The organism is Kitasatospora sp. NPDC057198 (assembly GCF_042670125.1).
Taxonomy (GTDB): Bacteria; Actinomycetota; Actinomycetes; order Streptomycetales; family Streptomycetaceae; genus Kitasatospora.
Window position 1 is genome coordinate 21,019 of record NZ_JBHUWH010000015.1, and the last position, 22,687, is coordinate 43,705.

19 protein-coding genes and 1 riboswitch are annotated in these 22,687 nt (G+C 72.0%); of the genes, 14 read left to right on the top strand and 5 right to left on the bottom strand.

Annotated features, from left to right (window positions below):
- The first annotated feature begins 221 nt into the window (after positions 1–221).
- The 4 genes from ACFUEL_RS03495 to ACFUEL_RS03510 all read left to right on the top strand — a co-directional run bounded on the left by ACFUEL_RS03495 (position 222) and on the right by ACFUEL_RS03510 (position 4,912).
- Complete coding sequence (locus ACFUEL_RS03495; RefSeq protein ID WP_380234289.1) at positions 222–1,415, top strand: Ig-like domain-containing protein; 1,194 nt, start codon at positions 222–224, stop codon at positions 1,413–1,415.
- Between the two features lie 167 nt (positions 1,416–1,582).
- Positions 1,583–2,854 carry an Ig-like domain-containing protein gene (locus ACFUEL_RS03500; protein WP_380234269.1) on the top strand — a complete coding sequence of 424 codons (1,272 nt, stop codon included), beginning with the start codon at positions 1,583–1,585 and terminating at the stop codon, positions 2,852–2,854.
- Positions 2,855–3,036: 182 nt separating this feature from the next.
- A complete protein-coding gene (locus ACFUEL_RS03505) occupies positions 3,037–4,251 on the top strand; it encodes an Ig-like domain-containing protein (RefSeq protein ID WP_380234270.1) in 1,215 nt (404 codons plus the stop codon).
- Positions 4,252–4,354: 103 nt separating this feature from the next.
- Positions 4,355–4,912 carry an ATP-binding protein gene (locus ACFUEL_RS03510; RefSeq protein WP_380234271.1) on the top strand — a complete coding sequence of 186 codons (558 nt, stop codon included), beginning with the start codon at positions 4,355–4,357 and terminating at the stop codon, positions 4,910–4,912.
- Positions 4,913–5,302: 390 nt separating this feature from the next.
- Here ACFUEL_RS03510 and ACFUEL_RS03515 read toward each other — a convergent pair whose 3' ends face one another.
- The 4 genes from ACFUEL_RS03515 to gcvT all read right to left on the bottom strand — a co-directional run bounded on the left by ACFUEL_RS03515 (position 5,303) and on the right by gcvT (position 9,758).
- On the bottom strand, positions 5,303–6,670 hold the full coding sequence (locus tag ACFUEL_RS03515) for an L-serine ammonia-lyase (protein WP_380234272.1): 1,368 nt from the start codon (positions 6,668–6,670) through the stop codon (positions 5,303–5,305).
- A gap of 157 nt (positions 6,671–6,827) precedes the next feature.
- The gene (glyA, locus tag ACFUEL_RS03520; protein WP_380234273.1) at positions 6,828–8,096 is read right to left on the bottom strand and encodes a serine hydroxymethyltransferase; all 1,269 of its coding nucleotides are present in this window, start codon (positions 8,094–8,096) and stop codon (positions 6,828–6,830) included.
- A gap of 16 nt (positions 8,097–8,112) precedes the next feature.
- Positions 8,113–8,487: a glycine cleavage system protein GcvH gene (gcvH, locus tag ACFUEL_RS03525; RefSeq protein WP_380234274.1), complete on the bottom strand. Its 375-nt coding sequence runs from the start codon at positions 8,485–8,487 to the stop codon at positions 8,113–8,115.
- A gap of 101 nt (positions 8,488–8,588) precedes the next feature.
- Positions 8,589–9,758, bottom strand: coding sequence for a glycine cleavage system aminomethyltransferase GcvT (gene gcvT / locus ACFUEL_RS03530; RefSeq protein WP_380234275.1), 1,170 nt, complete (start codon positions 9,756–9,758; stop codon positions 8,589–8,591).
- Between the two features lie 98 nt (positions 9,759–9,856).
- A riboswitch (glycine riboswitch) is annotated at positions 9,857–9,960 on the bottom strand.
- A 151-nt stretch (positions 9,961–10,111) separates the two neighbouring features.
- On the opposite strand from gcvT, the gene ACFUEL_RS03535 reads away from it, so the two are divergent.
- The 7 genes from ACFUEL_RS03535 (at position 10,112) to ACFUEL_RS03565 (ending at position 18,569) form a co-directional block, all read left to right on the top strand.
- Positions 10,112–10,879, top strand: a complete 768-nt coding sequence (locus ACFUEL_RS03535; RefSeq protein WP_380234276.1) for an enhanced serine sensitivity protein SseB — start codon at positions 10,112–10,114, stop codon at positions 10,877–10,879.
- A gap of 128 nt (positions 10,880–11,007) precedes the next feature.
- A complete protein-coding gene (locus ACFUEL_RS03540) occupies positions 11,008–11,832 on the top strand; it encodes an enhanced serine sensitivity protein SseB C-terminal domain-containing protein (RefSeq protein ID WP_380234277.1) in 825 nt (274 codons plus the stop codon).
- A gap of 680 nt (positions 11,833–12,512) precedes the next feature.
- Positions 12,513–13,511 carry an ABC transporter permease gene (locus ACFUEL_RS03545; RefSeq protein WP_380234278.1) on the top strand — a complete coding sequence of 333 codons (999 nt, stop codon included), beginning with the start codon at positions 12,513–12,515 and terminating at the stop codon, positions 13,509–13,511.
- Positions 13,512–13,539: 28 nt separating this feature from the next.
- Positions 13,540–15,321, top strand: a complete 1,782-nt coding sequence (locus ACFUEL_RS03550; protein WP_380234279.1) for an ABC transporter substrate-binding protein — start codon at positions 13,540–13,542, stop codon at positions 15,319–15,321.
- A gap of 116 nt (positions 15,322–15,437) precedes the next feature.
- Positions 15,438–16,436, top strand: coding sequence for an ABC transporter permease (locus ACFUEL_RS03555; RefSeq protein WP_380234280.1), 999 nt, complete (start codon positions 15,438–15,440; stop codon positions 16,434–16,436).
- Positions 16,433–17,479, top strand: a complete 1,047-nt coding sequence (locus ACFUEL_RS03560; RefSeq protein WP_380234282.1) for an ABC transporter ATP-binding protein — start codon at positions 16,433–16,435, stop codon at positions 17,477–17,479. The genes ACFUEL_RS03555 and ACFUEL_RS03560 overlap by 4 nt, the downstream gene beginning before the upstream one ends.
- Before the next feature lie 28 nt (positions 17,480–17,507).
- A complete protein-coding gene (locus tag ACFUEL_RS03565; RefSeq protein WP_380234283.1) occupies positions 17,508–18,569 on the top strand; it encodes an ABC transporter ATP-binding protein in 1,062 nt (353 codons plus the stop codon).
- Between the two features lie 105 nt (positions 18,570–18,674).
- Here ACFUEL_RS03565 and ACFUEL_RS03570 read toward each other — a convergent pair whose 3' ends face one another.
- The gene (locus tag ACFUEL_RS03570) at positions 18,675–19,412 is read right to left on the bottom strand and encodes a FadR/GntR family transcriptional regulator (protein ID WP_380234284.1); all 738 of its coding nucleotides are present in this window, start codon (positions 19,410–19,412) and stop codon (positions 18,675–18,677) included.
- Positions 19,413–19,492: 80 nt separating this feature from the next.
- Between ACFUEL_RS03570 and ACFUEL_RS03575 the strand changes: the two genes are divergently transcribed.
- The 3 genes from ACFUEL_RS03575 to ACFUEL_RS03585 form a co-directional block, all read left to right on the top strand.
- Positions 19,493–20,281, top strand: coding sequence for a gamma-glutamyl-gamma-aminobutyrate hydrolase family protein (locus tag ACFUEL_RS03575; protein WP_380234285.1), 789 nt, complete (start codon positions 19,493–19,495; stop codon positions 20,279–20,281).
- Complete coding sequence (locus ACFUEL_RS03580; RefSeq protein ID WP_380234286.1) at positions 20,278–21,765, top strand: amino acid permease; 1,488 nt, start codon at positions 20,278–20,280, stop codon at positions 21,763–21,765. The genes ACFUEL_RS03575 and ACFUEL_RS03580 overlap by 4 nt, the downstream gene beginning before the upstream one ends.
- Before the next feature lie 84 nt (positions 21,766–21,849).
- Positions 21,850–22,687 (top strand): DUF6891 domain-containing protein (locus ACFUEL_RS03585; protein ID WP_380234287.1); only part of this gene is annotated, 838 nt, incomplete at its 3' end.

Below are 22,687 nucleotides of genomic sequence, written 5' to 3' on the forward strand. Positions count from 1 at the left end.
CAGCCATCCGGGGGCCCGTCCCCGTTCTTCCGGTTGTTCCCTGTCCGACGGCCCTCGTCACCCCAGGTCGGGCGGCGTGACGCACCGTGATCGATCATGTGCCCAGCGCAGCGGGGTGCGGAAACCATTCGGCCGTGTCCGGCGACCGGAATCGATCGTTGTGTCCGGTATCGGGGGATAGCGGGTGAATGGCGAAACAACAGGAACGGCAGGAGGACGGCATGCGCGCCGCGGGACGGCTCTGGGCACGGCGGGCGGCCGCGGCGGCCGCGCTGCTGCTGCTGACCGGCTGCTCGGGCGGGGACGGGGACGGGCGGGCGGGCGACGCGGCCCCGCCGGTCTCCCGGGCCCAGCTCGCGGCGCGGCCCGCCGACGGTGCGCAGGACGTCCCGGTGGACGCCCCGGTCCGGGTCGAGGCCGCCGGGGGGAGGCTGCTCACCGTCCGGCTGGCCGACGACCGGGGCACCGCCGTCCCCGGCACGCTCAGCGCCGACCGCACCGCCTGGACGGCCGACCACCGGCTCGCCACCGCGACCGCGTACACCCTGGACGCGGTCGCCGAGGACGGCGCCGGCCTGCGCGCCGCCCAGCACACCGCCTTCACCACCGTCGCCCCCGAGCACACCTTCGTCGGCTTCTTCACCCCCGAGGACGGCTCCACCGTCGGCGTCGGCATGCCCGTCTCGCTGCGCTTCTCGCACCCGATCACCGACCGCGCCGCGGTCGAGCGGGCCGTCGCGGTGGTCTCCGACCCGCCGCTGGAGATCGCCCCGCACTGGTTCGGCGACCAGCGCCTCGACCTCCGGCCCCGGGAGTACTGGCCGGCCGGCACCGAGGTCACCCTGCTGCTGCGGCTCAAGGACGTCGAGGGCGCCCCCGGCTACCTCGGCACCCAGGACAAGGACGTGCACTTCACCGTCGGCCGCTCGCTGGTCGCCGCCGTCGACCTGGACGCCCACACCATGACCGTCCGCCGGGACGGCCGGGTGCTGCGCGTCCTGCCGGTCAGCGGCGGCAGCCCCGAGCACTCCACCTACCTCGGCACCATGGTGGTCTCCGAGCGCTTCGGCGTGACCAGGATGAACTCGCAGACCGTCGGGCTCGGCGACGAGTACGACATCAAGGACGTGCCGCACGCGCTGCGGCTGACCGCCTCCGGCACCTTCGTGCACGGCAACTACTGGAGCGACCGGGCGGTCTTCGGCGCCGCCAACACCAGCCACGGCTGCATCGGCCTGCCCGACGCCAAGGGTGGCTCGGACGACTCCCCGGCCGGCTGGCTCTACCGGCACACCATGGTCGGCGACGTGGTGGAGGTGGCGGGCTCCCGCGGCGAGCGGGTCGCCCCGGACAACGGCCTCTCCGGCTGGAACCTCGACTGGGCGCACTGGAAGGCGGGCACGGCGGTTCACTGAACCGGCACCCGGCTCCCGCCGAACTTTCACCCGGACGGGCCGGTTATCCTGACCGCGCGCCCGGGGCCGAGCCGGAACCGGAGGCCGGGGCGCGCCCGATCCGGCGGAACCGGTTCCGGGTGCCAGCACGTCACATTCGCCGGGAATACCGGGAGGGGAGCAGCGGGGTGGAGACGGTTCGTACGACCGGAGCGGTGGCGGGGCGCGGCCGCCGGGCCAGGCGGTCCGCGGCGGCCCTGCTGGTGGGCGGCGTCCTGCTGCTCGGCACCACGGCCTGCAACGACGACAACGGCGGGGGCGGCGGCTCCGCGGACGCCAAGGGCACGTCCGGCGGCGGGAGTTCGTCCTCGGCGACCCCGGCCCCGGCCGACACGGCCCCGAAGACCTCGGCGGCCCAGCTGACCGTCACGCCCGCCGACGGCGCGACCGACGTGCAGCCCAAGGACGGCCTGCAGGTGGCGGTGGCCGGCGGCAAGCTCACCACCGTCACGGTGACCGACAAGAACGGCAAGGCGGTCGACGGCAAGGTCTCCGACGACGGCCTCAGCTGGAAGCCCAGCGGCCAGCTGACCGTCGGCACCAGCTACACCGTCTCCGCCCAGGCGGTGGACGCCGAGGGCCTGGTCTCCGCCTCGACCAGCACCTTCACCACGCTGACCCCGGCGAAGACGGCCGGCACCGGCGACAACATCGCCGACAACGGCACCTACGGCGTCGGCATGATCGTCTCGGTGACCTTCGGCAAGTCGATCAAGAACAAGGACGCGGTGCTGGCCGGCATCACCGTCACCAGCTCCGACGGCAAGACCGCCAAGGGCCACTGGTTCGGCGACAAGCGGGTGGACTTCCGGCCCGAGGAGTACTGGACGCCGAACACCAAGGTGACGGTCAAGTACCGGCTGAAGAACGTCGAGGTGGCCCCCGGCGTGTACGGCGACGTCGACAAGGACGAGCCGTTCAGCATCGGCCGCTACCAGGTCTCGACGGTGGACGCGGCGGCCCACACCATGACGGTGGACAACGGCGGCGGCAAGACCCAGAGCATCCCGATCACGGCGGGCAACGACGACAACCCGTCCTGGAACGGCACCATGGTGATCTACTCCAAGGAGGTGGTCACCCGGATGAACTCGGCCACCGTCGCCAACGTGAAGGGCGCCGAGTACGACGTCCAGGACGTGCCGCACGCGATGCGCCTGACCCGGACCGGCACCTACGTGCACGGCAACTACTGGAGCAGCGCCTTCGGCAAGACCAACGCCAGCCACGGCTGCGTCGGCCTGGCCGACGCCAAGGGCGGCAGCGACACCTCCAACGGCGGGAAGTTCTTCAAGTCCTCGATGATCGGGGACGTGGTGAAGATCAAGAACTCCAAGGGCAAGACCGTCGACGGGGACAACGGCCTGAGCGGCTGGACCATCCCGTGGAGCAAGTGGTAGCCCTCCGCGCGCGGGCCCGCCGTGTGCGGGCCGTGACGGCCCGGTGGTCATCCGACCGCCGGGCCGTCGGCGGTTCGTGACCGTACCGGGACACTTCCCCCGCAACGTTTCCGCTTCCCGACCCGTCCTATCAAACGAAAGACCTGTCACCCGACGGGCCGGTGTGTGGGGAGAGCGGAAACGTGAAGGCGAAGCGCGGGGGTTACGCGGTGGGGGCGCTCGCGGGCGCCCTGGTGCTGATGGCCACGACGGCGGGGTGCAGCACCGGTACGGCCAAGGCGGACAGTCCCACGGGCCCGGCCGCCGCCAGTGCGGGCACCGGCGAGCCCACCCCCGCGGTGTCGGCCGCCACCATCGCGATCGAGCCCGCCAACGGCTCCACCGGGGTGAAGCCGACCGGCGAGGTCAAGGTGTCGGCCGCGGGCGGCAAGCTCACCTCGGTCAAGGTCACCGGCCCGGACGGCACCGAGGTGCCCGGCGAGCTCGGCTCCGACGGCACCGGCTGGACGCCGAAGGCGGCCCTGGCGGTCAGCACCGCGTACACCGTCGACGCGCTCGCCGAGGACGCCAAGGGCGTGGTCGTCAACGCGCGCTCCACCTTCACCACGCTCACCCCCGACAAGGAGGCCGGCACCGGCGACAACATCGCCGACAACGGTACCTACGGCGTCGGCATGATCGTCTCGGTGTCCTTCAAGCGGGCGGTGAAGAACAAGGACGCGGTGCTGGGCGGCATCACCTTCGAGGCGTCCGACGGCACGGTGGTCAAGGGCCACTGGTTCGGCGACAAGCGGCTGGACTTCCGGCCGGAGAACTACTGGAAGCCCGGCACCAAGGTCACCATCCACTACCGGCTGAAGAACGTGGAGACCGCGCCCGGCGTGTACGGCGACGTGGACAAGGACGAGCCGTTCACCATCGGCCGCTCGCAGGTCTCCACCGTCGACGTCGCCACCCACCGGATGTCGGTCGTCCGGGACGGCCAGCAGGTGGACAGCGTCGCGTTCACCGCCGGCAAGCCCGGCTTCGACACCTGGAACGGCGTCATGGTGGTGGAGGCCCTGGAGGGCACCACCCGGATGACCTCGGCCGGCGTCACCAAGGAGGGTTCCGGCGACGAGTACGACCTGGTGGTTCCGCACGCCATGAGGTTGACGGACTCGGGCACCTACGTGCACGGCAACTCGTGGAGCGGCAGCGCGATCGGCAGCTCCAACGCCAGCCACGGCTGCATCGGCGTGACCGACACCAAGTCCGGCAGCCCGAGCACCCCGGCGGGCAAGCTCTACGACTCCAGCCTGGTCGGGGACGTGTTCAAGGTGGTCAACTCCAAGGGCCCGGTGGTCGACGCGTCCAACGGTCTGGGCGGCTGGAACCTCTCCTGGGCGAAGTGGTGACCTTCGGGCGTCCGTTCGGTTGCTGACGGCATATGCCAAATGAATAGTGATCGTTTGCTCATTGTCCGTACGCACCTGCTCGCGTTCCGCAATGATGGGGCGCATGGCGGCATGGGGCGAAGCAGAGCGGTCATCACTTCCACTGACCGGCACGCGTGGTGACGACCCGTCGGGGATCGTCACCGGCGTGGTGCTGGCCGACCTGGAGCGGCTGACGCCGGAGGAGATGGAGCACCTCTTCTTCGGCGTGCTCAGCGATCCCGACGCCGCGGAGGAGGTGCGGCTGCCCTCCCGCCCGCAGTCCGCCGGGGTGGCCAGGCGGCTGGTGCTCTCGGTGTTACGGACCTGGAAACTCCACCAGCTCATGGAGGCGGTGGAGTTGCTCACGGGTGAACTGGTGGCCAACGCCGTCCGGCACACCGGCGGCCGGATGATCGGACTGAAGGTGACCCGCCGCCCCGGCTGGCTCCGGGTCGAGGTGCGCGACTCCTCGCGCGCCCTGCCCTGCCTGATCCAGGCCACCGAGGTCGGCTACCAGAACGGCCACGGCCTGCGCCTGGTCGAGTCGATCGCCGACCGCTGGGGCGCGGACCTGCTGCCGCGCGGCAAGGGCGTCTGGTTCGAGCTGAAGATCCGCGAACGGGCCGCCGCCACGGCCTGAACCGCCTCGCCCGGCGGCTGCCTGGTATCCGAAGGTGAACTCAGCCACACGCCTTGGTTTCGATTTTGTCCGCCCGCACATAGCGTGCGATAGTCATGCAAGTCGGGCAGCACAACCCGGCACTTCCCACCCGGCGGCACGCACCCCCTTGGCCACCGGAGGACGCACAGGGGCCCCGGACCGCGAAACACCTGCGGACAGGGGCCCCGTACCGTTTCCGGGCGCAACTCCCTGGCGGGGGGCCGGTTTCAGCACTCGATGACGGTCGACGGCAGGGCCGCCGCGAGCCCCCTGCGGGGAGCCCGTGGGGGGAATTCCGCCCGGCGGGCCCGAGGCGGCCGGGGGCTCGCCGCCACGGCCGGCCGCAGGCCCCGGGCCGGTGGCCGGGTTTCAGCACTCGATGACGTTGACGGCGAGGCCACCGCGGCTGGTCTCCTTGTACTTGATCTTCATGTCGGCGCCGGTCTCCTTCATGGTCTTGATCGCCTTGTCGAGGGAGACGTGGTGCCGGCCGTCGCCGCGCAGGGCCATCCGGGCGGCGGTGACGGCCTTGACGGAGGCCATGCCGTTGCGTTCGATGCAGGGGATCTGGACCAGGCCGCCGACCGGGTCGCAGGTGAGGCCGAGGTTGTGCTCGATGCCGATCTCGGCGGCGTTCTCGACCTGTTCGGGGGTGCCGCCGAGGACTTCGGCGAGGCCGCCGGCGGCCATCGAGCAGGCGGAGCCGACCTCGCCCTGGCAGCCGACCTCGGCGCCGGAGATCGAGGCGTTCTCCTTGAAGAGCATGCCGATCGCGCCCGCCGCCAGAAGGAAGCGGACGATCCCGTCCTCGTCCGCTCCCGGAATGAAGTTCAGGTAGTAGTGCAGGACGGCCGGGATGATGCCCGCCGCGCCGTTGGTGGGGGCGGTGACGACCCGGCGGCCGGAGGCGTTCTCCTCGTTGACGGCCATCGCGTAGAGGGTGACCCACTCCATCGCGTTGCCCGGTCCGATGCCCTCGGCGCGCAGGGCGCGGGCCGCGCTCGCGGCGCGGCGGCGGACCTTGAGGCCGCCGGGGAGGATGCCCTCGCGGGACATGCCGGCCGCCACGCACTCCTTCATGACGGCCCAGATCTCCAGCAGCCCGGCCCGGATCTCGGCCTCGGTGCGCCACGCCTTCTCGTTCTCCAGCATCAGGCCGGAGATGGACAGGCCGGTCTCCCGGGTCAGCCGGAGCAGTTCCCCGCCGGTGCGGAAGGGGTGGCGCAGGACGGTGTCGTCGGGCTTGACGCGGGCCTCGCCGATGGCGTCCTCGTCGACCACGAAGCCGCCGCCGACCGAGTAGTAGGTCTTCTCCAGCAGCACCTCGCCGGAGGCGTCGTACGCCCACAGGGTCATGCCGTTGGCGTGGTACGGCAGGGTCTTGCGGCGGTGCAGGACCAGGTCGTGGTCGGGGTCGAAGGGGATCTCGCGGCGGCCGAGCAGGCTGAGCCGCTTCTCGGCGCGGATCCGTTCGACGTCGAGGTCGGCACGGTCGACGTCGACCGTGCGGGGGGAGTGGTTCTCCAGGCCGAGCAGGACGGCCTTGGGGGTGCCGTGGCCGTGGCCGGTGGCGCCGAGGGAGCCGTACAGCTCGGCCCGGACGGTGGCGACCCGGTCCAGCAGGCCCTCGGAGTCGAGGCGGCGGGCGAACATCCGGGCCGCGCGCATCGGGCCCACGGTGTGCGAGGAGGAGGGGCCGATGCCGATGGAGAAGAGGTCGAAGACGCTGATGGCCACGGGGTGACGTCCTTGTCCGGTCTCGTGGTGGTGCTGGGTCCCGTCTCGTGAACGGGGCGCGGCATGGAACGGGGCACCGCGCGCACGTCTTCCAGTGTGCGCGGTGCCCCGGGAAAGCTCGGGTGGGCCGCCGGTCGGGCGGCCGGACGAGCGGGGGTTACAGCTCGGGGTAGAGCGGGTGCGCGGCGGCGAGCGCGGACACCCGGGCCTTGAGGGCCTCGGCCTTGGCCTCGTCGAAGCCGGGCTTCAGCGCCTCGGCGATGACGTCGGCGACCTCGCGGAAGTCCTCGGCGCCGAATCCGCGGGTGGCCAGCGCCGGGGTGCCGATGCGCAGGCCGGAGGTGACCATCGGCGGGCGCGGGTCGTTCGGGACGGCGTTGCGGTTGACCGTGATGCCGACCTCGTGCAGGCGGTCCTCGGCGTCCTGGCCGTTGAGCTCGCTGTTGCGCAGGTCGACCAGCACCAGGTGCACGTCGGTGCCGCCGGACAGCACGGAGGCGCCGGAGGCGGCCACGTCGTCCTGGAGCAGGCGCTCGGCGAGGATCTTCGCGCCCTCCAGGGTGCGCTGCTGGCGCTCCTTGAACTCCTCGGAGGCCGCGACCTTGAACGCGACGGCCTTGGCGGCGATCACGTGCTCCAGCGGGCCGCCCTGCTGGCCGGGGAAGACCGCGGAGTTGATCTTCTTGGCGTGCTCGGCCCTGGAGAGGATGACGCCGCCGCGCGGGCCGCCCAGGGTCTTGTGGGTGGTGGTGGTGACCACGTCCGCGTACGGCACCGGGGAGGGGTGCAGACCGGCGGCGACCAGGCCGGCGAAGTGCGCCATGTCGACCATCAGCAGGGCGCCGACCTCGTCCGCGACGCGGCGGAACTCGGCGAAGTCCAGCTGGCGGGGGTAGGCGGACCAGCCGGCGATGATCAGCTTGGGCTGGTGCTCCTTGGCGAGGCGCTCGACCTCGGCCATGTCGACCTGGCCCGACTTCTCGTCCACGTGGTAGGCGACCACGTTGTAGAGCTTGCCGGAGAAGTTGATCTTCATGCCGTGGGTCAGGTGGCCGCCGTGGGCCAGGTTCAGGCCCAGGATGGTGTCGCCCGGCTGGATCAGCGCGAACATCGCCGCGGCGTTCGCCTGCGCGCCGGAGTGCGGCTGCACGTTGGCGTGCTCGGCGCCGAACAGCTCCTTGATCCGGTCGATGGCGATCTGCTCGACCACGTCGACGTGCTCGCAGCCGCCGTAGTAGCGGCGGCCGGGGTAGCCCTCGGCGTACTTGTTGGTGAGCACCGAGCCCTGGGCCTCCATGACCGCCACCGGGGCGAAGTTCTCGGAGGCGATCATTTCCAGGGTGGTCTGCTGGCGGTGCAGCTCGGCGTCGACCGCGGCGGCGATCTCCGGGTCGAGCGCGTGCAGGGACTGGTTGAGAACCGTCATCAGGGGGGTCTCCCGGTCAGGCGCCGGTGAAGGCGGTGTAGCCGTCGGCGTCGAGCAGCTCGTCGGTCGCCTCGACCTGGACCTTGAACAGCCAACCGCCCCCGAAGGGCTCCGAGTTGACCAGGGCCGGCTCGTCGATGACGGCCTGGTTGACCTCGGTCACCTCGCCGGTGGCGGGGGAGTAGAGGTCGCTGACCGACTTGGTGGACTCAAGCTCGCCACAGGTCTCACCCGCGGTGACGGTGTCACCCACCTCGGGGAGCTGGACGTAGACGATGTCGCCGAGGGCGTCGGCCGCGTGCGCGGTGATGCCCACCGTCGACACCCCGTCCACGGCGGCGGTCAGCCACTCGTGCTCCTTGGTGTACTGCAGGTGCGTGGGGTTGCTCATGGCGTCATTCTCCAGGATCGCGGAAGGGGAGGGCGCGGCCGTCCGCTGGGCGGACGAACCGGAGGAGGACCGTTCGGGGGGAGGACGGGAGGGGGAGCCGCTCAGCGGGCGCGCTTGTAGAACGGCAGCGCGACGACCTCGACCGGCTCGGCCTTGCCGCGCACGTCCACCGCGACGGCGGTGCCGGGCTCGGCGTGCGCGGCGTCCACGTACGCGATGGCGATCGGCTTGCCCAGGGTCGGCGACGGCGCGCCGGAGGTGATCCGGCCGATCGCGGCGCCCCCGGCGTCCACCACGGCGTACTCGGCGCGCGGGACGCGCTTGCCCTCGGAGACCAGGCCGACCAGCTTGCGCGGCGGGTTGTCCTCGGCCGCGGCGGCGGCCTCCTCCAGGGCCTTGCGGCCGACGAAGGCGCCGTCGTTGGTGGTCTTGTCGAAGCGCACCACCCGGCCCAGGCCGGCGTCGAACGGGGTCAGCTCGGTGGACAGCTCGTGCCCGTACAGCGGCATGCCGGCCTCCAGGCGCAGCGTGTCGCGGCAGGACAGGCCGCACGGGACCAGGCCCTCGGCGGTGCCCGCCTCGGTCAGCGCCGTCCACAGGTGCTCGGCGTCGGCGGGGGCGCAGAACACCTCGAAGCCGTCCTCGCCGGTGTAGCCGGTGCGGGCCAGCCAGACCTGGCGGCCGGCCACGGTGGCGGGCAGCAGGGCGTAGTACTTGAGGCCGGGCAGGTCGGCGTCGGTCAGCTTGGCCAGGATGCCGTTCGCCTCCGGGCCCTGGACGGCGAGCAGCGCGTAGGCGTCCCGGTCGTCGCGGACGACGGCGTCGAAGCCGGCCGCGCGCTCGGTCAGCGCGTCCAGCACCACCTGGGCGTTGGAGGCGTTGGCGACCACCAGGTACTCGTGCTCGGCGGTGCGGTAGACGATCAGGTCGTCCAGGATGCCGCCGTCCTCGCGGCAGATCATGGTGTAGCGGGCGCGCAGCACGCCCAGCGCCGAGATGAAGCCGACCAGCGCGTGGTCGAGCAGCTCGCCGGCCTGCGGGCCGGAGACGGTGATCTCGCCCATGTGCGAGAGGTCGAACAGGCCGGCCCGGGTGCGGACGGCGAGGTGCTCCTCGCGCTCGCTGCCGTAGCGCAGCGGCATGTCCCAGCCGGCGAAGTCGGTCATGGTGGCGCCGAGCGAGCGGTGCAGCGCGTCGAGCGCGGTCAGGCGGAGGGACACGACAGGACTCCCGGGATCTGGAAACGGGCAGGCTGGGGCGAATCTCCCCATCTGTCGTCGAACCTGAGAGCTTCGCCGCCCTCCAACAGGATGGCGGCTTGCACCGTGGGTGGGCGCACGGCGCGGCCGTGTCCACTTTCCAGATCTGCCTCGCCCGGGCGGTAGGGGTGCCTGAGAGATTCCGGGGAGGACTTGCTCCTTCGGCGCCGGTCGCGGCCCCAGCGGGCCGTTCCGACTCTCCCGCGCGGGTTCGAGCGGCCGGTATGAAATTGGGCGTGAAGGTCTGAGCGGGCCCATCATGGCATGCCCGGGGGCGGTCGTGGGAGAGGGGTCCGACCGCCGGCGCACCGGGGCGGCCCCGCGCGCCGCTAACCTGATCGCAACTGCTGACGTGGAGGGGCGACATGGGGTTCCCGCTGGGTGGGGTTCCGGAGGGCGGGGCCTGGCCGGCCAACGAGTTGGAGCGGGTGCTGACCGCCGCGCTCGGCGACCCGGGGGCGACGCCGCGGGTGATCGAGGTGCTGGCCCGCAGCCAGGTGTGGATCCCGCTGCCCTCCGGCACCGCGCCGGACGCCGAGGCGCTGGACCTGCCGACGCTGGAGCTGGCCGGCGCGCCGTACGTCCCGGTGTACTCCTCGCAGGAGCAGTACCTCCAGCACTGTCCCGGCATCCCGTTCGCGATCGCCCCGATGTGGGAGTTCGCCCGCGGACTGCCGCTGGGCATCGGCATCGCGGTCAATCCGGAGGCGCCGGTGGGCATCCCGGTGCCGCCGGAGGGCGTCGGCGAGCTGCGGCGCGGGCCGCGCGGCGAGGAGTGGGAGGCGCAGGGCGTCACCGAGGGCGCCCGGGTGGCGCTCAAGGAGCCCGAACCGCACCAGGAGCCGTTCGCCTTCCTGGCCGCCGCGACCGGCGAACTCATGGCGCTGCCCGGCGTGCTGACGGCCCGCCGGGCACTGGCCCGGGTGGAGGGCGAGCCGACCCTGCTGTACGTCGGCGTGCAGCTGGACCCGGCGGCCCCCGCCGACCCGGCCGAGGTGAACACCGCGCTGGGCCGGGCGCTCGGAACCGCGCCCCCCGGCTGGGGCGTCCACCTGGTGCTGCTCGACCTGGTCGCGGACCCGGTGGTGGACTGGCTGCTGGGGCGGGTACAGCCCTTCTACGTGCGTCCGTGACGGCGCCGGCCCGTCGGCTCCGGTCGGCCGCGCGGTACGGCGGCATGACGACCGTCGGGTGCGCCCCATAGGGTTGCCCCGGCACACCGGAGCGCGGTGGCGAGCGGACGAGAGAGTAGGGCGGCGACGTGACGGGAGCAGCCGGCGACCCGGGGGCGGTCGAGCACGCCCTCGCAGCGGTCGCACCGGAGCGCTGGGAGGCGTACGAGGGCCTGCTGCGCGCCCTGGCCGGCGGGCAGGTCTGGATGCTGCTGTGGCACGGCAGCCCCGGCAGCCCGGACGCCCAGTACGGGAACATGGACGTCGGCGGGCACGGCTACGCGCCCTGCGCGACCTCCCCGGCCCAGCTCGCGGCCAGCGGCTGGACGCGGGCCCACGAGGTGGTCTCCGGGCCGGAGATCGCCGCCTCGCTGTACCGGTCGCGCTGGGGCCTGTGGCTCGACCCGCACCGCCCCGGCGGCGGCGTCGGCGTGCCCTGGGCCGACCTGCGGCGGATCGCGCTCGGCCTGGACCGGATGCCCGCCGGGCCGCTGCGGATCTCCGAACCCCCGGTGGCCGCCTCGCAGTTCTTCGCCGTGCTGGAGCAACAGGCGGGCGAGGTGCGGCCGTTGCGCTCGCTGCGCCGGGCCTGGGTGCAGCCGGTGCTGGGCGAGGCGTACGTGGCGATCGGGCTCGACCTGTACGACACCTCGCCGCCGTCGGTGGAGGCGGCCCGGGCGCTGGTGCAGCGGGCCGCCGCGCAGGCGCCGGACGGGCCCGGCGTGTCCACCGTGATGATGGCCGACGAGTTCGACCCGGTGGCGATGTGGATGTGGGCCAACGCCCGTCCGTTCTTCGACCGGCAGGGCGCCCCGCAGGCCCACCCGACCGGCTTTGGTTACGCAGCGCAACCACCGGCCGGGCCCACCCAGGGGTGGCCGCAGGCCCCCTGGCCGGGCTATCCGGGCCGTTGACCCTACCCTGACGCACTGTCCGAAAACCCCCGCTCCGACCTTTTCCCCGGTCGGCGGGGGTTTTTTGCCAGCTTTTGCCTGCTCATGATCTACGCGCGAAACCCCTTGCGCCACCTGGCGTTTTCCCGTCAGTGGCGGGGTACCGCCAGTGTCCCTCTTGACGGACACGTAACAGCTGTGTGAAGAGCGATATGCGATCTGGGCGATCTTGCATGCCGACAGATCACAGTTAGGCATCCTTCGCGATCGAGGTCTTCCGCCCGGCACTTCCCATGACGGAGAGTGCTGCGCAATGCGGGGCGCGGCGCCTTCGGCCGAAGGCGAGCGCGCCACCGCCGGCACCAGAACCGCCCGGAGCGCCGCTCCGTACGGCCCCCGGCAAGCCTGCTGTCCCGGCTCCACCCGTTCGTGTCGTCCGCACCGCCGCACCGCCCGCACCACGCACCGCCTGCTCCTCACGCACCGCACCGCGGCGCGCACCGCGCTGCCCGCACCGCACCGCCCGCACCACCGCCCCCCGCGCACGGCACCGCCCGCCCACCACGGCACGGCGGTGTCCGGGGCACCCGCACACCCGCAGCAGCACGGCACGCCGACACCACCGCACCTGCCCCAAGCAACTCCGCACCGCACGCGACTCCGTAGACCGGCCACCGCCGGCGAGGGGGACGGAACGACTCATGACCACACCCATCGACACCTCCGGCCCGGCGGCCGGCGAGCAGCCAGACGCTGCGTCAACTCCGGCTCCGGCCAAGCAGATCGAAGGCCGCTCGCCGGGGCGCATCGCCTGGAGCAGGCTCAAGCGCGACAAGGTCGCGCTGGCCGGCGGCGCCGTCGTGGTCCTGCTGGTGCTGGCGGCGGTCTTCGCCCCGGTGCTCTCCGCGCTGTTCGGACACCCGTACGACGAGCCGCACCCGGACCAGATGAACCCGGACCTGGGCCTGCCCAAGGGGGCGTTCGGCGGCATCAGCGGCGACTTCCTGCTCGGGCTCGACCCGACCTTCGGCCGCGACGTGTTCTCCCGGATCCTCTACGGCGCCCAGATCTCGCTGCTGGTGGCGCTCGGCGCGGCCGTGCTGTCGGTCTGCATCGGCGTCGTGATGGGCGTCATGGCCGGCTACTTCGGCGGCTGGGTCGACTCGGTGATCAGCCGGATCATGGAGGTCCTGCTGGCCTTCCCGCAGCTGCTGTTCAGCATGGCGCTGATCTCGGTGATGCCGAACTCCGCCTTCGGGCTCTCCGACAAGTGGCTCCGGGTCGCCATCCTGGCGGTGGTCATCGGCTTCTTCGGCTGGCCCTACATCGGGCGCATCGTCCGCGGCCAGGCGATGTCCCTGCGCGAACGCGAGTTCGTGGACGCCGCCCGCAGCCTCGGCGCCGGCCGCGCCCACATCCTGTTCCGCGAGCTCCTGCCCAACCTGGTGGCGCCGATCCTGGTCTACGCGACCCTGATCATCCCCACCAACATCCTGAACGAGGCGGCACTCAGCTTCCTCGGGGCCGGCGTCCGGCCGCCCACCCCGTCCTGGGGGCAGATGCTCTCGGACGCGGTCGGGATCTACCAGGCGGATCCCACCTACATGGTGATCCCCGGTCTCGCCATCTTCATCACCGTGCTCGCCTTCAACCTCTTCGGTGACGGCCTGCGTGACGCTCTCGACCCCAAGGGCAACTGAGCCCGCAACTCTGGAGGTTCCCCAACCCATGAAGCGAAACAGGACGCTCGCCGCGGCCGCCCTGGTGGCCGCCCTCGCCCTCACCACCGCGGCCTGCGGCGGGTCCAAGGGCGGCAGCTCCGGAGGCGGCGACAACGCCGGTGCCAAGAAGGGCGGCGCGGCGGGCTTCAACGCCGCCGCGGAGAAGGTGGTGAACCCGTCCGACCAGAAGGGCGGCACCCTCAACCTGTGGAGCAGCACCGACGTCGACTCGCTCGACCCCGGTCGCGCGTACTACGCCTCGGTGTGGAACTACGAGCGCTTCTACACCCGCACCCTGCTGGCCTACGACGGCAAGCCCGGCAAGGAGGGCCTGGAGCTCGTCCCCGACCTGGCCACCGCCAAGCCCGAGGTCTCCGCCGACGGCAAGACCTACACCTTCAAGCTGAAGCCCGGCCTGAAGTTCGAGGACGGCTCGGTCATCACCTCGAAGGACATCAAGTACGGCATCGAGCGGATCTTCGCCCAGGACGTGGTCTCCGGCGGCCCGACCTACCTGATCAACGAGCTGGACCAGGGCCAGGACTACAAGGGCCCCTACACCGACACCGACCCGAACAAGCTCGGCCTCAAGTCGGTGGAGACCCCGGACGACACCACCATCGTCTTCAAGCTGGCCAAGCCGAACTCGACCTTCCCGTACCTGCTGGCGATGGGCTCCGCCGCCCCCGTTCCGCAGAAGGGCGACACCGGCTCCAAGTACGGCGACAAGCCGGTCTCCTCCGGCCCGTACAAGTTCAAGACGGTCGAGCCGGGCAAGGGCTACGAGCTGGTCCGCAACGAGAACTGGGACCCGGCCTCCGACCCGTTCCGCAAGGCGCTGCCGGACGTCGTCAAGCTGACCATCACCACCAACGCCGACGACATGGACGCCCGCCTGCTGGCCAACACCGCCGACCTCGACTGGGCCCAGACCGGCCTGTCGCAGGCCGCCCAGGTCAAGGTGCTGCAGGACCAGTCGCTCAAGGCCAACACCGACGACCCGTACAACGGCTTCATCCGGTACGTCTCGATCGCGCCGTCGGTCGCCCCGTTCGACAACATCCACTGCCGCAACGCGGTGCTGTACGCGGCCGACACCACCGCCCTGCAGTCCTCCCGCGGCGGCTCGGTCTCCGGCTCGATCTACGGCTCGATGCTGCCCCCGAACATCCTCGGCTCCGACGACTACGACCCGTTCGGCCTGACCAAGGGCAAGCCGAACGTGGAGAAGGCCAAGGAGGAGCTGGCCGCCTGCGGCAAGCCGGACGGCTTCAGCACCACCATCGCGGTCCGCGGCAACAAGGCCAAGGAGGTCAACTCCGCGGTGGCGCTGCAGAACGCGCTCAAGGCGGTCGGCATCACCGTCACCGTCGACCAGTACGACGGCAAGCTGATCTCCTCGGTCATCGGCTCGCCCGAGGTGGTCAAGACCAAGGGCTACGGCCTGATCGTGATGGGCTGGGGCGCCGACTACCCGACCGGCTCCGGCTTCCTCCAGCCGCTGGTCGACGGCCGCTTCATCACCAGCAACGGCAACAACAACTACTCCGAGATCAACGACCCGGAGATCAACGGCTGGTTCGACCAGGCCGCCCAGGAGAGCGACCCGGCCAAGGCCGCCGAGATCTACAAGAAGATCAACCACAAGGTGGTCGACGGCGCCTACTACCTGCCGATCGTCGCCGACAAGGCCCTGAACTGGCGCAACCCGCGCCTGACCAACGTCTACATCACCGACGCCTTCGGCGAGGTGGACTTCCAGGCGCTCGGCGTCTCCGACGGCAAGTGACCTGACCCGCCCCCTAGTTCGAACCGCTAGTCCGAAGGGCAGGTGAAGGCCCTGCCCGAGCCGGCCGCGGCACCCCCACCGGGGCGCCCGGCCGGCCCGCGGCAGGGCCGACCGCAGTGCTCGTGTATATCTTCAGGCGGCTGATCAACGTCGTCTTCATGCTGTTGGTGGTCGCCGCGGTGACCTTCGGCATCTTCTTCATGGTGCCGAAACTCACCGGGACCGACCCCGCGATGCTCTACGTGGGCAAGATCGCGGACAAGGCGGCGATCGAGGGCATCCGCCACAAGATGGGCCTCGACAAGTCGATCATCGAACAGTTCTGGCTCTTCCTGCGCGGGGTGTTCGCCGGTCGCGACTACAACGCCGGCGTCGACATGACCCACTGCGCGGCCCCCTGCCTGGGCTACTCGTTCAAGACCGAGCAGGCGGTCTGGCCGCTGCTGCTCAACCGGGTCGGCGTCGACTTCTCGCTGGCCATCGGGGCCTCCGTGCTCTGGCTGGTGTTCGGCACCGCCACCGGCGTGATCTCCGCGCTGCGCCGCGGCACCGCCCTGGACCGCATCACCATGACCGTCGCGCTGGCCGGCGTCTCGCTGCCGATGTACTTCACCGGCCTGGTCGCGCTCGCGGTCTTCGTCAACCAACTGGGCTGGTTCCCCAACAGCTACACCGACTTCACGGACGATCCGGTCTCCTGGTTCCAGGGGCTGGTGCTGCCCTGGGTGACGCTGGCCTTCCTGTTCGCCGCGACCTACGCCAGACTCAGCCGGGCCACCCTGCTGGAAGTCCTCGGCGAGGACTACATCCGCACCGCGCGCGCCAAGGGGCTCAAGGAGCCGGTGGTCATCGGCAAGCACGCCCTGCGCTCCACGATGACCCCGATCCTGACCATCTTCGGCATGGACCTCGGCGCCCTGCTCGGCGGCGCGGTGCTCACCGAGAAGACCTTCAACCTGCGCGGGCTCGGCTACGAGGCGGTCACCTCGATCCAGTCCAGCGACCTCCCGGTGATCATGGGCGTGACCCTGTTCGCCGCGTTCTTCATCATCGTGGCCAACCTCGTGGTTGACCTGCTGTACGCCGTCGTCGACCCCCGGGTGAGGCTGACATGAGCAACACCGAGAAGCCTTTCCTCTCCGTCCGCGACCTGAAGGTGCACTTCCCCACCGACGACGGGCTGGTCAAGTCCGTCAACGGGCTGAGCTTCGACCTGGAGCGCGGCAGGACGCTCGGCATCGTCGGCGAGTCCGGCTCCGGCAAGTCCGTCACCTCGCTGTCGATCATGGGCCTGCACCGGACCGGCACCAAGCGCGGCGCCCCGCGGATCAGCGGCGAGATCTGGCTCGACGGCGAGGAGCTGATCGCGGCCGGCCCCGACCGGGTGCGCAAGCTGCGCGGCCAGAAGATGGCGATGATCTTCCAGGACCCGCTGACCGCGATGCACCCCTACTTCACGGTCGGCGCCCAGATCGTCGAGGGCTACCGCGCCCACCACCCCGGCGTCTCCAAGAAGGACGCCCGCAAGCGCGCCGTCGAGATGCTCGACCGGGTCGGCATCCCGCAGCCCGACAAGCGGGTCGACAACTACCCGCACGAGTTCTCCGGCGGCATGCGCCAGCGCGCCATGATCGCGATGGCGCTGGTCAACGACCCCTCGCTGCTGATCGCCGACGAGCCGACCACCGCCCTCGACGTCACCGTCCAGGCGCAGATCCTCGACCTGATCCGCGACCTGCAGAAGGAGTTCGGCTCGGCGGTCGTCATCATCACCCACGACCTGGGCGTGGTCGCCGAACTCGCCGACGACATCCTGGTCATGTACGGCGGCAAGCCCATCGAGCGCGGCCCCGCCGCCACCATCTTCGAATCCCCCGAGCACCCCTACACCTGGGGCCTGCTCGGCTCGATGCCCCGCCTCGACCGGGAGCTCCAGGACCGGCTGGTCCCGGTCAAGGGCACCCCGCCGAGCCTGATCAACGTGCCGTCCGGCTGCGCCTTCCACCCGCGCTGCCCGTACGCCGAGCTCACCGGCGGCCGCTCCACCACCGAGGTGCCCGTGCTCGCCGAGGCCGCACCCCGGCACCACGCCGCCTGCCACCTGCCGATCGCCGAACGCCACCGGATCTTCACCGAAGAGATCGCGCCCCGGCTGTGAGCACGTACCACCCATTTGGAGAGCAGTCATGACGGACAGCCAGGCGGCGGTGCCGCAGCTCGCGAAGGTGCCCGCGCAGGCGTCGGCGCAAGCCTCCGGGCCCGACCGCGAACCCCTGCTGAGGGTCACCGGGCTGACCCGGCACTTCCCGGTCACCAAGGGGCTGCTGAAGCGCCAGGTCGGCGCGGTGCGGGCGGTCGACGGCATCGACTTCGCGGTCAACGCCGGCGAGACCCTCGGCGTGGTCGGCGAGTCCGGCTGCGGCAAGTCCACCATGGGGCGCCTGGTCACCCGGCTGGACGAACCCACCGGCGGCCGGATCGAGTTCGAGGGCACCGACATCACCCACCTGGGCACCGCGGCGATGCGGCCGTTCCGGCGCGACATCCAGATGATCTTCCAGGACCCGTACTCCTCGCTGAACCCCCGGCACACCATCGGCACCATCGTCGGCGCCCCCTTCCGGCTCCAGAAGGTCGCCACCGAACACGGCGTCAAGCGGGCCGTCCAGGACCTCCTGGAGCTGTGCGGGCTCAGCCCCGAGCACTACAACCGCTACCCGCACGAGTTCTCCGGCGGCCAGCGCCAGCGCATCGGCATCGCCCGCGCCCTGGCCCTGCGCCCCAAGATGATCGTGGCCGACGAACCGGTCTCCGCGCTGGACGTCTCCATCCAGGCCCAGGTGGTCAACCTGCTGGACGACCTCCAGAAGGAGCTCGGCCTCACCTACCTGATCATCGCGCACGACCTCTCGGTCGTCCGGCACGTCTCGGACCGGGTCGCCGTCATGTACCTCGGCAAGGTCGTCGAGATCGCCGACCGGGACGCGCTCTACGCCCGCCCGATGCACCCCTACACCAACGCCCTGATGTCCGCGGTGCCCGTTCCCGACCCGCGCCGCAAGGAGCGCCGCGAGCGCATCCTGCTCACCGGCGACGTGCCCTCCCCGCTCAACCCGCCGTCCGGCTGCCGCTTCCGCACCCGCTGCTGGAAGGCCCAGGACGTCTGCGCGAGCCAGGAGCCGCCGCTCGCCACCACCGGCACCGGGCACCAGGTGGCCTGCCACTTCCCGGAGAACGCCGCCGAGTAGCACTCCTCGTCCGTTCCCGGGGCCCGTCCGGGGGGAGCCACCGCTCTCCCGGGCGGGCCCCGCCGTTCGTGCGCCCGGCGGTCGGGCCGGGAGGGTGCCCGGCGGTCAGGCCGGGTGGGGCGGCTGCTGGACGAAGGGCAGGAAGAGGTCCGCGGTGGCCTCGGCGTGGACGGTGAACTGCTCGCGGGCGCGGGCCGGGTCGCGGGCCTCGATGGCGGCGGCGAGGGCGCGGTGGCGCTGGTCGGGGGTGCTGCGGGCCCCGGTGCCGCCGGGGTGGTTGGCGAGCAGCCTGGTCAGCTCGTGCTGGATGCCCTGCTCGGCCTCCAACAGGCGCTTGGAGCCGGACAGTTCGGCGATGTGCAGGTGCAGGCAGGCGTCCGCGGTGCGGTACGCCTCGGCGTCGGCGACGGCCGCGTCGGCGGCGGTCTCCAGCTCGCGCATCCTGGCCAGCCCCGCCGCGGAGGCCCGGCGGGCGGCCCGGGCGGACGCCTCCCCGGACACGGCGATCCGCCAGGCCGTCAGCTCCTCGATGTCGGCGCGGGTGTACGGGTGGAGGGCGGTCAGCTCCCCGATGCGGGCGAGGACGCCGGGGACGACGTAGGTGCCGGCGCCGTGGCCGCGCCGGGTCTCGATCAGGCCGTCCTCGCGCAGCACCGCCATCGAGTGGCGGATCGTCATCACGGCGACCCCGAAGAGCTCGGCCAGGGCCTTCTCCGGCGGCAGGCGGTCGCCCCCGACCAGGAGCCGCGCGCCGATCAGTTCGCCGAGCCGGCGGGCGATGGCCTCGGCGGCCCCGGCCGAACGCACCGGCTCGATGTGCTGGGTCCAGCTCTTGCCATCCATGAAATCTATCTTCTAGATTTCGCATCTCGTTGGCAAGCCGCTTCACGAGCCGTTCCACCAGCCGTCCACTGGAGAGTCACATGAGCACCACCGGCCACCCAGCACCTCTGATCGGGATACCCGTGCGCCTCAGCGACGGCGACGCGCCGGGCGCCGACGAGCGCATCGGCGAGGCGAACCGGATCTTCGAGCAGGTCGTCGCCCTCGTCCGGGCCGCCGGCGCCGAACCCGTCCTGCTGGAGCCGCACTCCGGGGACGGCCCGCCGGACGGGCGGCTGGCCGGCTGCGCGGGCTTCGTGGTGCCCGGCGGCGGGGACGTCGACCCGGCCCTGTACGGCGCCGACCCCGGCCACCCGGCGCTGTACGACGTCAACCCCGCCCAGGACCGGCTGGACATCGCGGTGCTCCGGCACGCCCTGGACAACCGGCGGCCGGTGCTCGGGATCTGCCGAGGCATGCAGCTGCTGAACGTCCTGCGCGGCGGGACCCTCCACGTCGACCTGGCGCCGACCGCCGTCACGCACAACCCGGAGCCCGGCACCGAGTGGGCCGTCCACGAGGTCGAGCTGTCGGCGGGCAGCGCGCTGGCCGGGGCCTTCGGGCGCGACCGGATCGCGGTGGCGTCCGGCCACCACCAGGCGGTGGACCGGGTGGGCGAGGGGCTGCGGGTGTCGGGCCGGGCCGACGACGGGTGCGTGGAGGCCGTCGAGGCGACCGCCGACCCGCGGTCCGCCTGGGCCGTCGGCGTCCAGTGGCACCCGGAGGCGCTCGTACCGGATCCGGAGCTCCGGCTGCCGCTGTTCCGCGCGCTGCTGGCCCAGGTGGAGGCGGAGGCGGACGTCCGCCGGAAGGCGGAGGTGCGGTCGTGAGCGGCACCGGGGAACACACGGGCACGGGCGCCGGCGCCGGCCTGCTGCACGGCAGCGACCGCGGCGGCGAGCGCGACAGCGGCAGTGACCGCGGCAGTGACAGCGAGCGCGGCAGCGGGCACGGGGGCGGGCCGCAGCTGTCGCGGAGCCTGCTCAGCCGCCACATGACCATGATCAGCATCGGCGGCGCGGTCGGCGCCGGGCTGTTCGTCGGCTCGGGCGTGAGCATCCAGCAGGCGGGGCCGGGCATCCTGATCGCCTACGCGCTGACGGCCGCGATCGTGGTGGTCGTCATGCGGATGCTCGCCGAGATGTCCGTCACCCGCCCCGACACCGGCGCCTTCGCGGTGTACGGCCGGCTGGCGTTCGGCCGCTGGGCCGGGTTCGCCAGCGGCTGGATCTACTGGGTCGGCTGGCCGCTGGGCATGTGCATCGAGTCCATCGCGGCCGGGCGGATCGTGCACGGCTGGCTCCCGGCGCTCCCGGTCTGGCTGGTCGCCCTGCTGATGCTCGGCACGGTGACCGCCGTGAACCTCGTCTCCGTGCGCGCCTACGGCGAGATGGAGTTCTGGGTGGTGTGGATCAAGGTCGCGGTGGTCGCGCTGTTCATCGCCGTCGGCCTGGCCGCGGTGGCCGGCCTGCTGCCGGGCACGCCCGCGCCCGGCACCGGGAACCTGCTGGGCCAGGGGGGCTTCCTCCCGATGGGCTTCAGCGGCGTCGTGATCGCCACCTCCGGCGCGATGTTCTCCTTCTCCGGCACCGAGATCGTGACCATCGCCGCGGGCGAGGCCGAGGACGCCGCCGCGGCGATCCGCAAGAGCACCCGCACCATCATGTGGCGGGTCACCGTCTTCTACCTCGGCTCGCTCTCCGTCGTCGTCCTGCTCCTGCCCTGGAACAGCGCCGCCGTCGGCGAGAGCCCGTTCGCCGCGACCCTCGACCACCTCGGCGTGCCCGGCGCCTCCACGGTGCTGAACGCCGTGCTGTTCGCGGCGATGCTCTCCACCATGAACTCCCAGGTCTACGCCAGCTCCCGGATGCTGTTCGCGCTGGCCCGGGACCGCGACGCGCCGTCCCTGTTCGCCCGGATCTCCCGGCGCGGGGCGCCGCACACGGCGATTCTGTTCACCTCCGCGCTCGCGGGGCTCTGCCTGGTCCTCCAGGTCCTCCACCCCACGACTGCCTTCGGCAGGCTGGTGGACGTCACCGGCGACACCGTCTACGTCACCTGGATCGGCATCGCCGCCGCCCACCTGGTGCTCGGCCGCCGGGACCGCTCCGGCGGACGCCGCCCCGCCCCCGGCACCGCCGTCTGGCTGTTTCCGGGCCTCACCTGGGCGGCCCTGCTCGCCCTGCTCGCGCTGTACGCCGTGATGATCGTCCTGGCCGACTCCCGGGCGGACGCCCTGCTGGCCCTGGCGCTCACCGCGGCCGTCTCCCTCACCGGGCTGTGGCTCCAGCGCAAGCAGCCGTCGACCGCCTGAACGCGCGGCCCGTCACGGCCCGTCACGGCAGGCCCCGGCCGTCCGGGCGGAGGGCTGACGGTGGCGGGTGGCAGGCTGGGCCGCATGTTGGAGATCGTGGTGCAGGACAGGTCGGGGCGGGTCGGCGTCCGGGTCTCGGAGGACGAACTTCGGGACCTGGTACGGGACATGGGGCAGTGGAAGGGTTCCTTCCTGGTGCTCCAGCGGGTGCCGGACCTGCCGGACACCTACGCGCAGGCGTGCCCGGAGGACGGCGCCTGGACGGTCGAGTACCGGGACGGCGCGCGGTCGCGGCACTTCGGGGTGCGGGTGGGCGAGCTGGAGCGGGTCGCCGAGCTGCTGACCGGGTGGGCCCGGCAGGACGCGGACTGGGCGGCGGGGGAGGAGTGGGAGCGGATCGACTTCGGCCCGGACCCGGAGCCCGCGCCGCTGGAGCTCCCGGCGGAGGACGAGGAGAGCCTGCTGGAGACGCTGCGGCTGCAACTGGCGGGCGGGTACGCGACGTTGGCGCAACTGGCCGAGACCGCCGAGGAGTACCTCGTCCGGGACGGTCACCGACCGGTCAGCGCGGAGCAGGCCGGACGGCTGGTCGACCGGATGTGGCTGGAGCGGGTCGCCGAGCAGCGCACCTGGGTCGGCGAGACCGACCCGGAGCGGCTGGCCCGTGCGTTCGTCGCGCTGCAGGCGACCGGGATCACCGCCCGGGAGAACTTCACCTGCTGCCGCAGCTGCGGCAACGGCGAGATCGGCGCGGAGGACCCGCAGGCCCGCGGCTTCGTCTACTTCCACTCCCAGTGCACCGAGCACGCCGTCCTCGGCCACGGCCTGTCGCTGTACTACGGCGGCTTCGACGGCTCCTCGGAGACCACCGCCGCCGTCGGCCACGAGGTGGCGGCGGCGCTGCGCGCCGTCGGTCTCACGG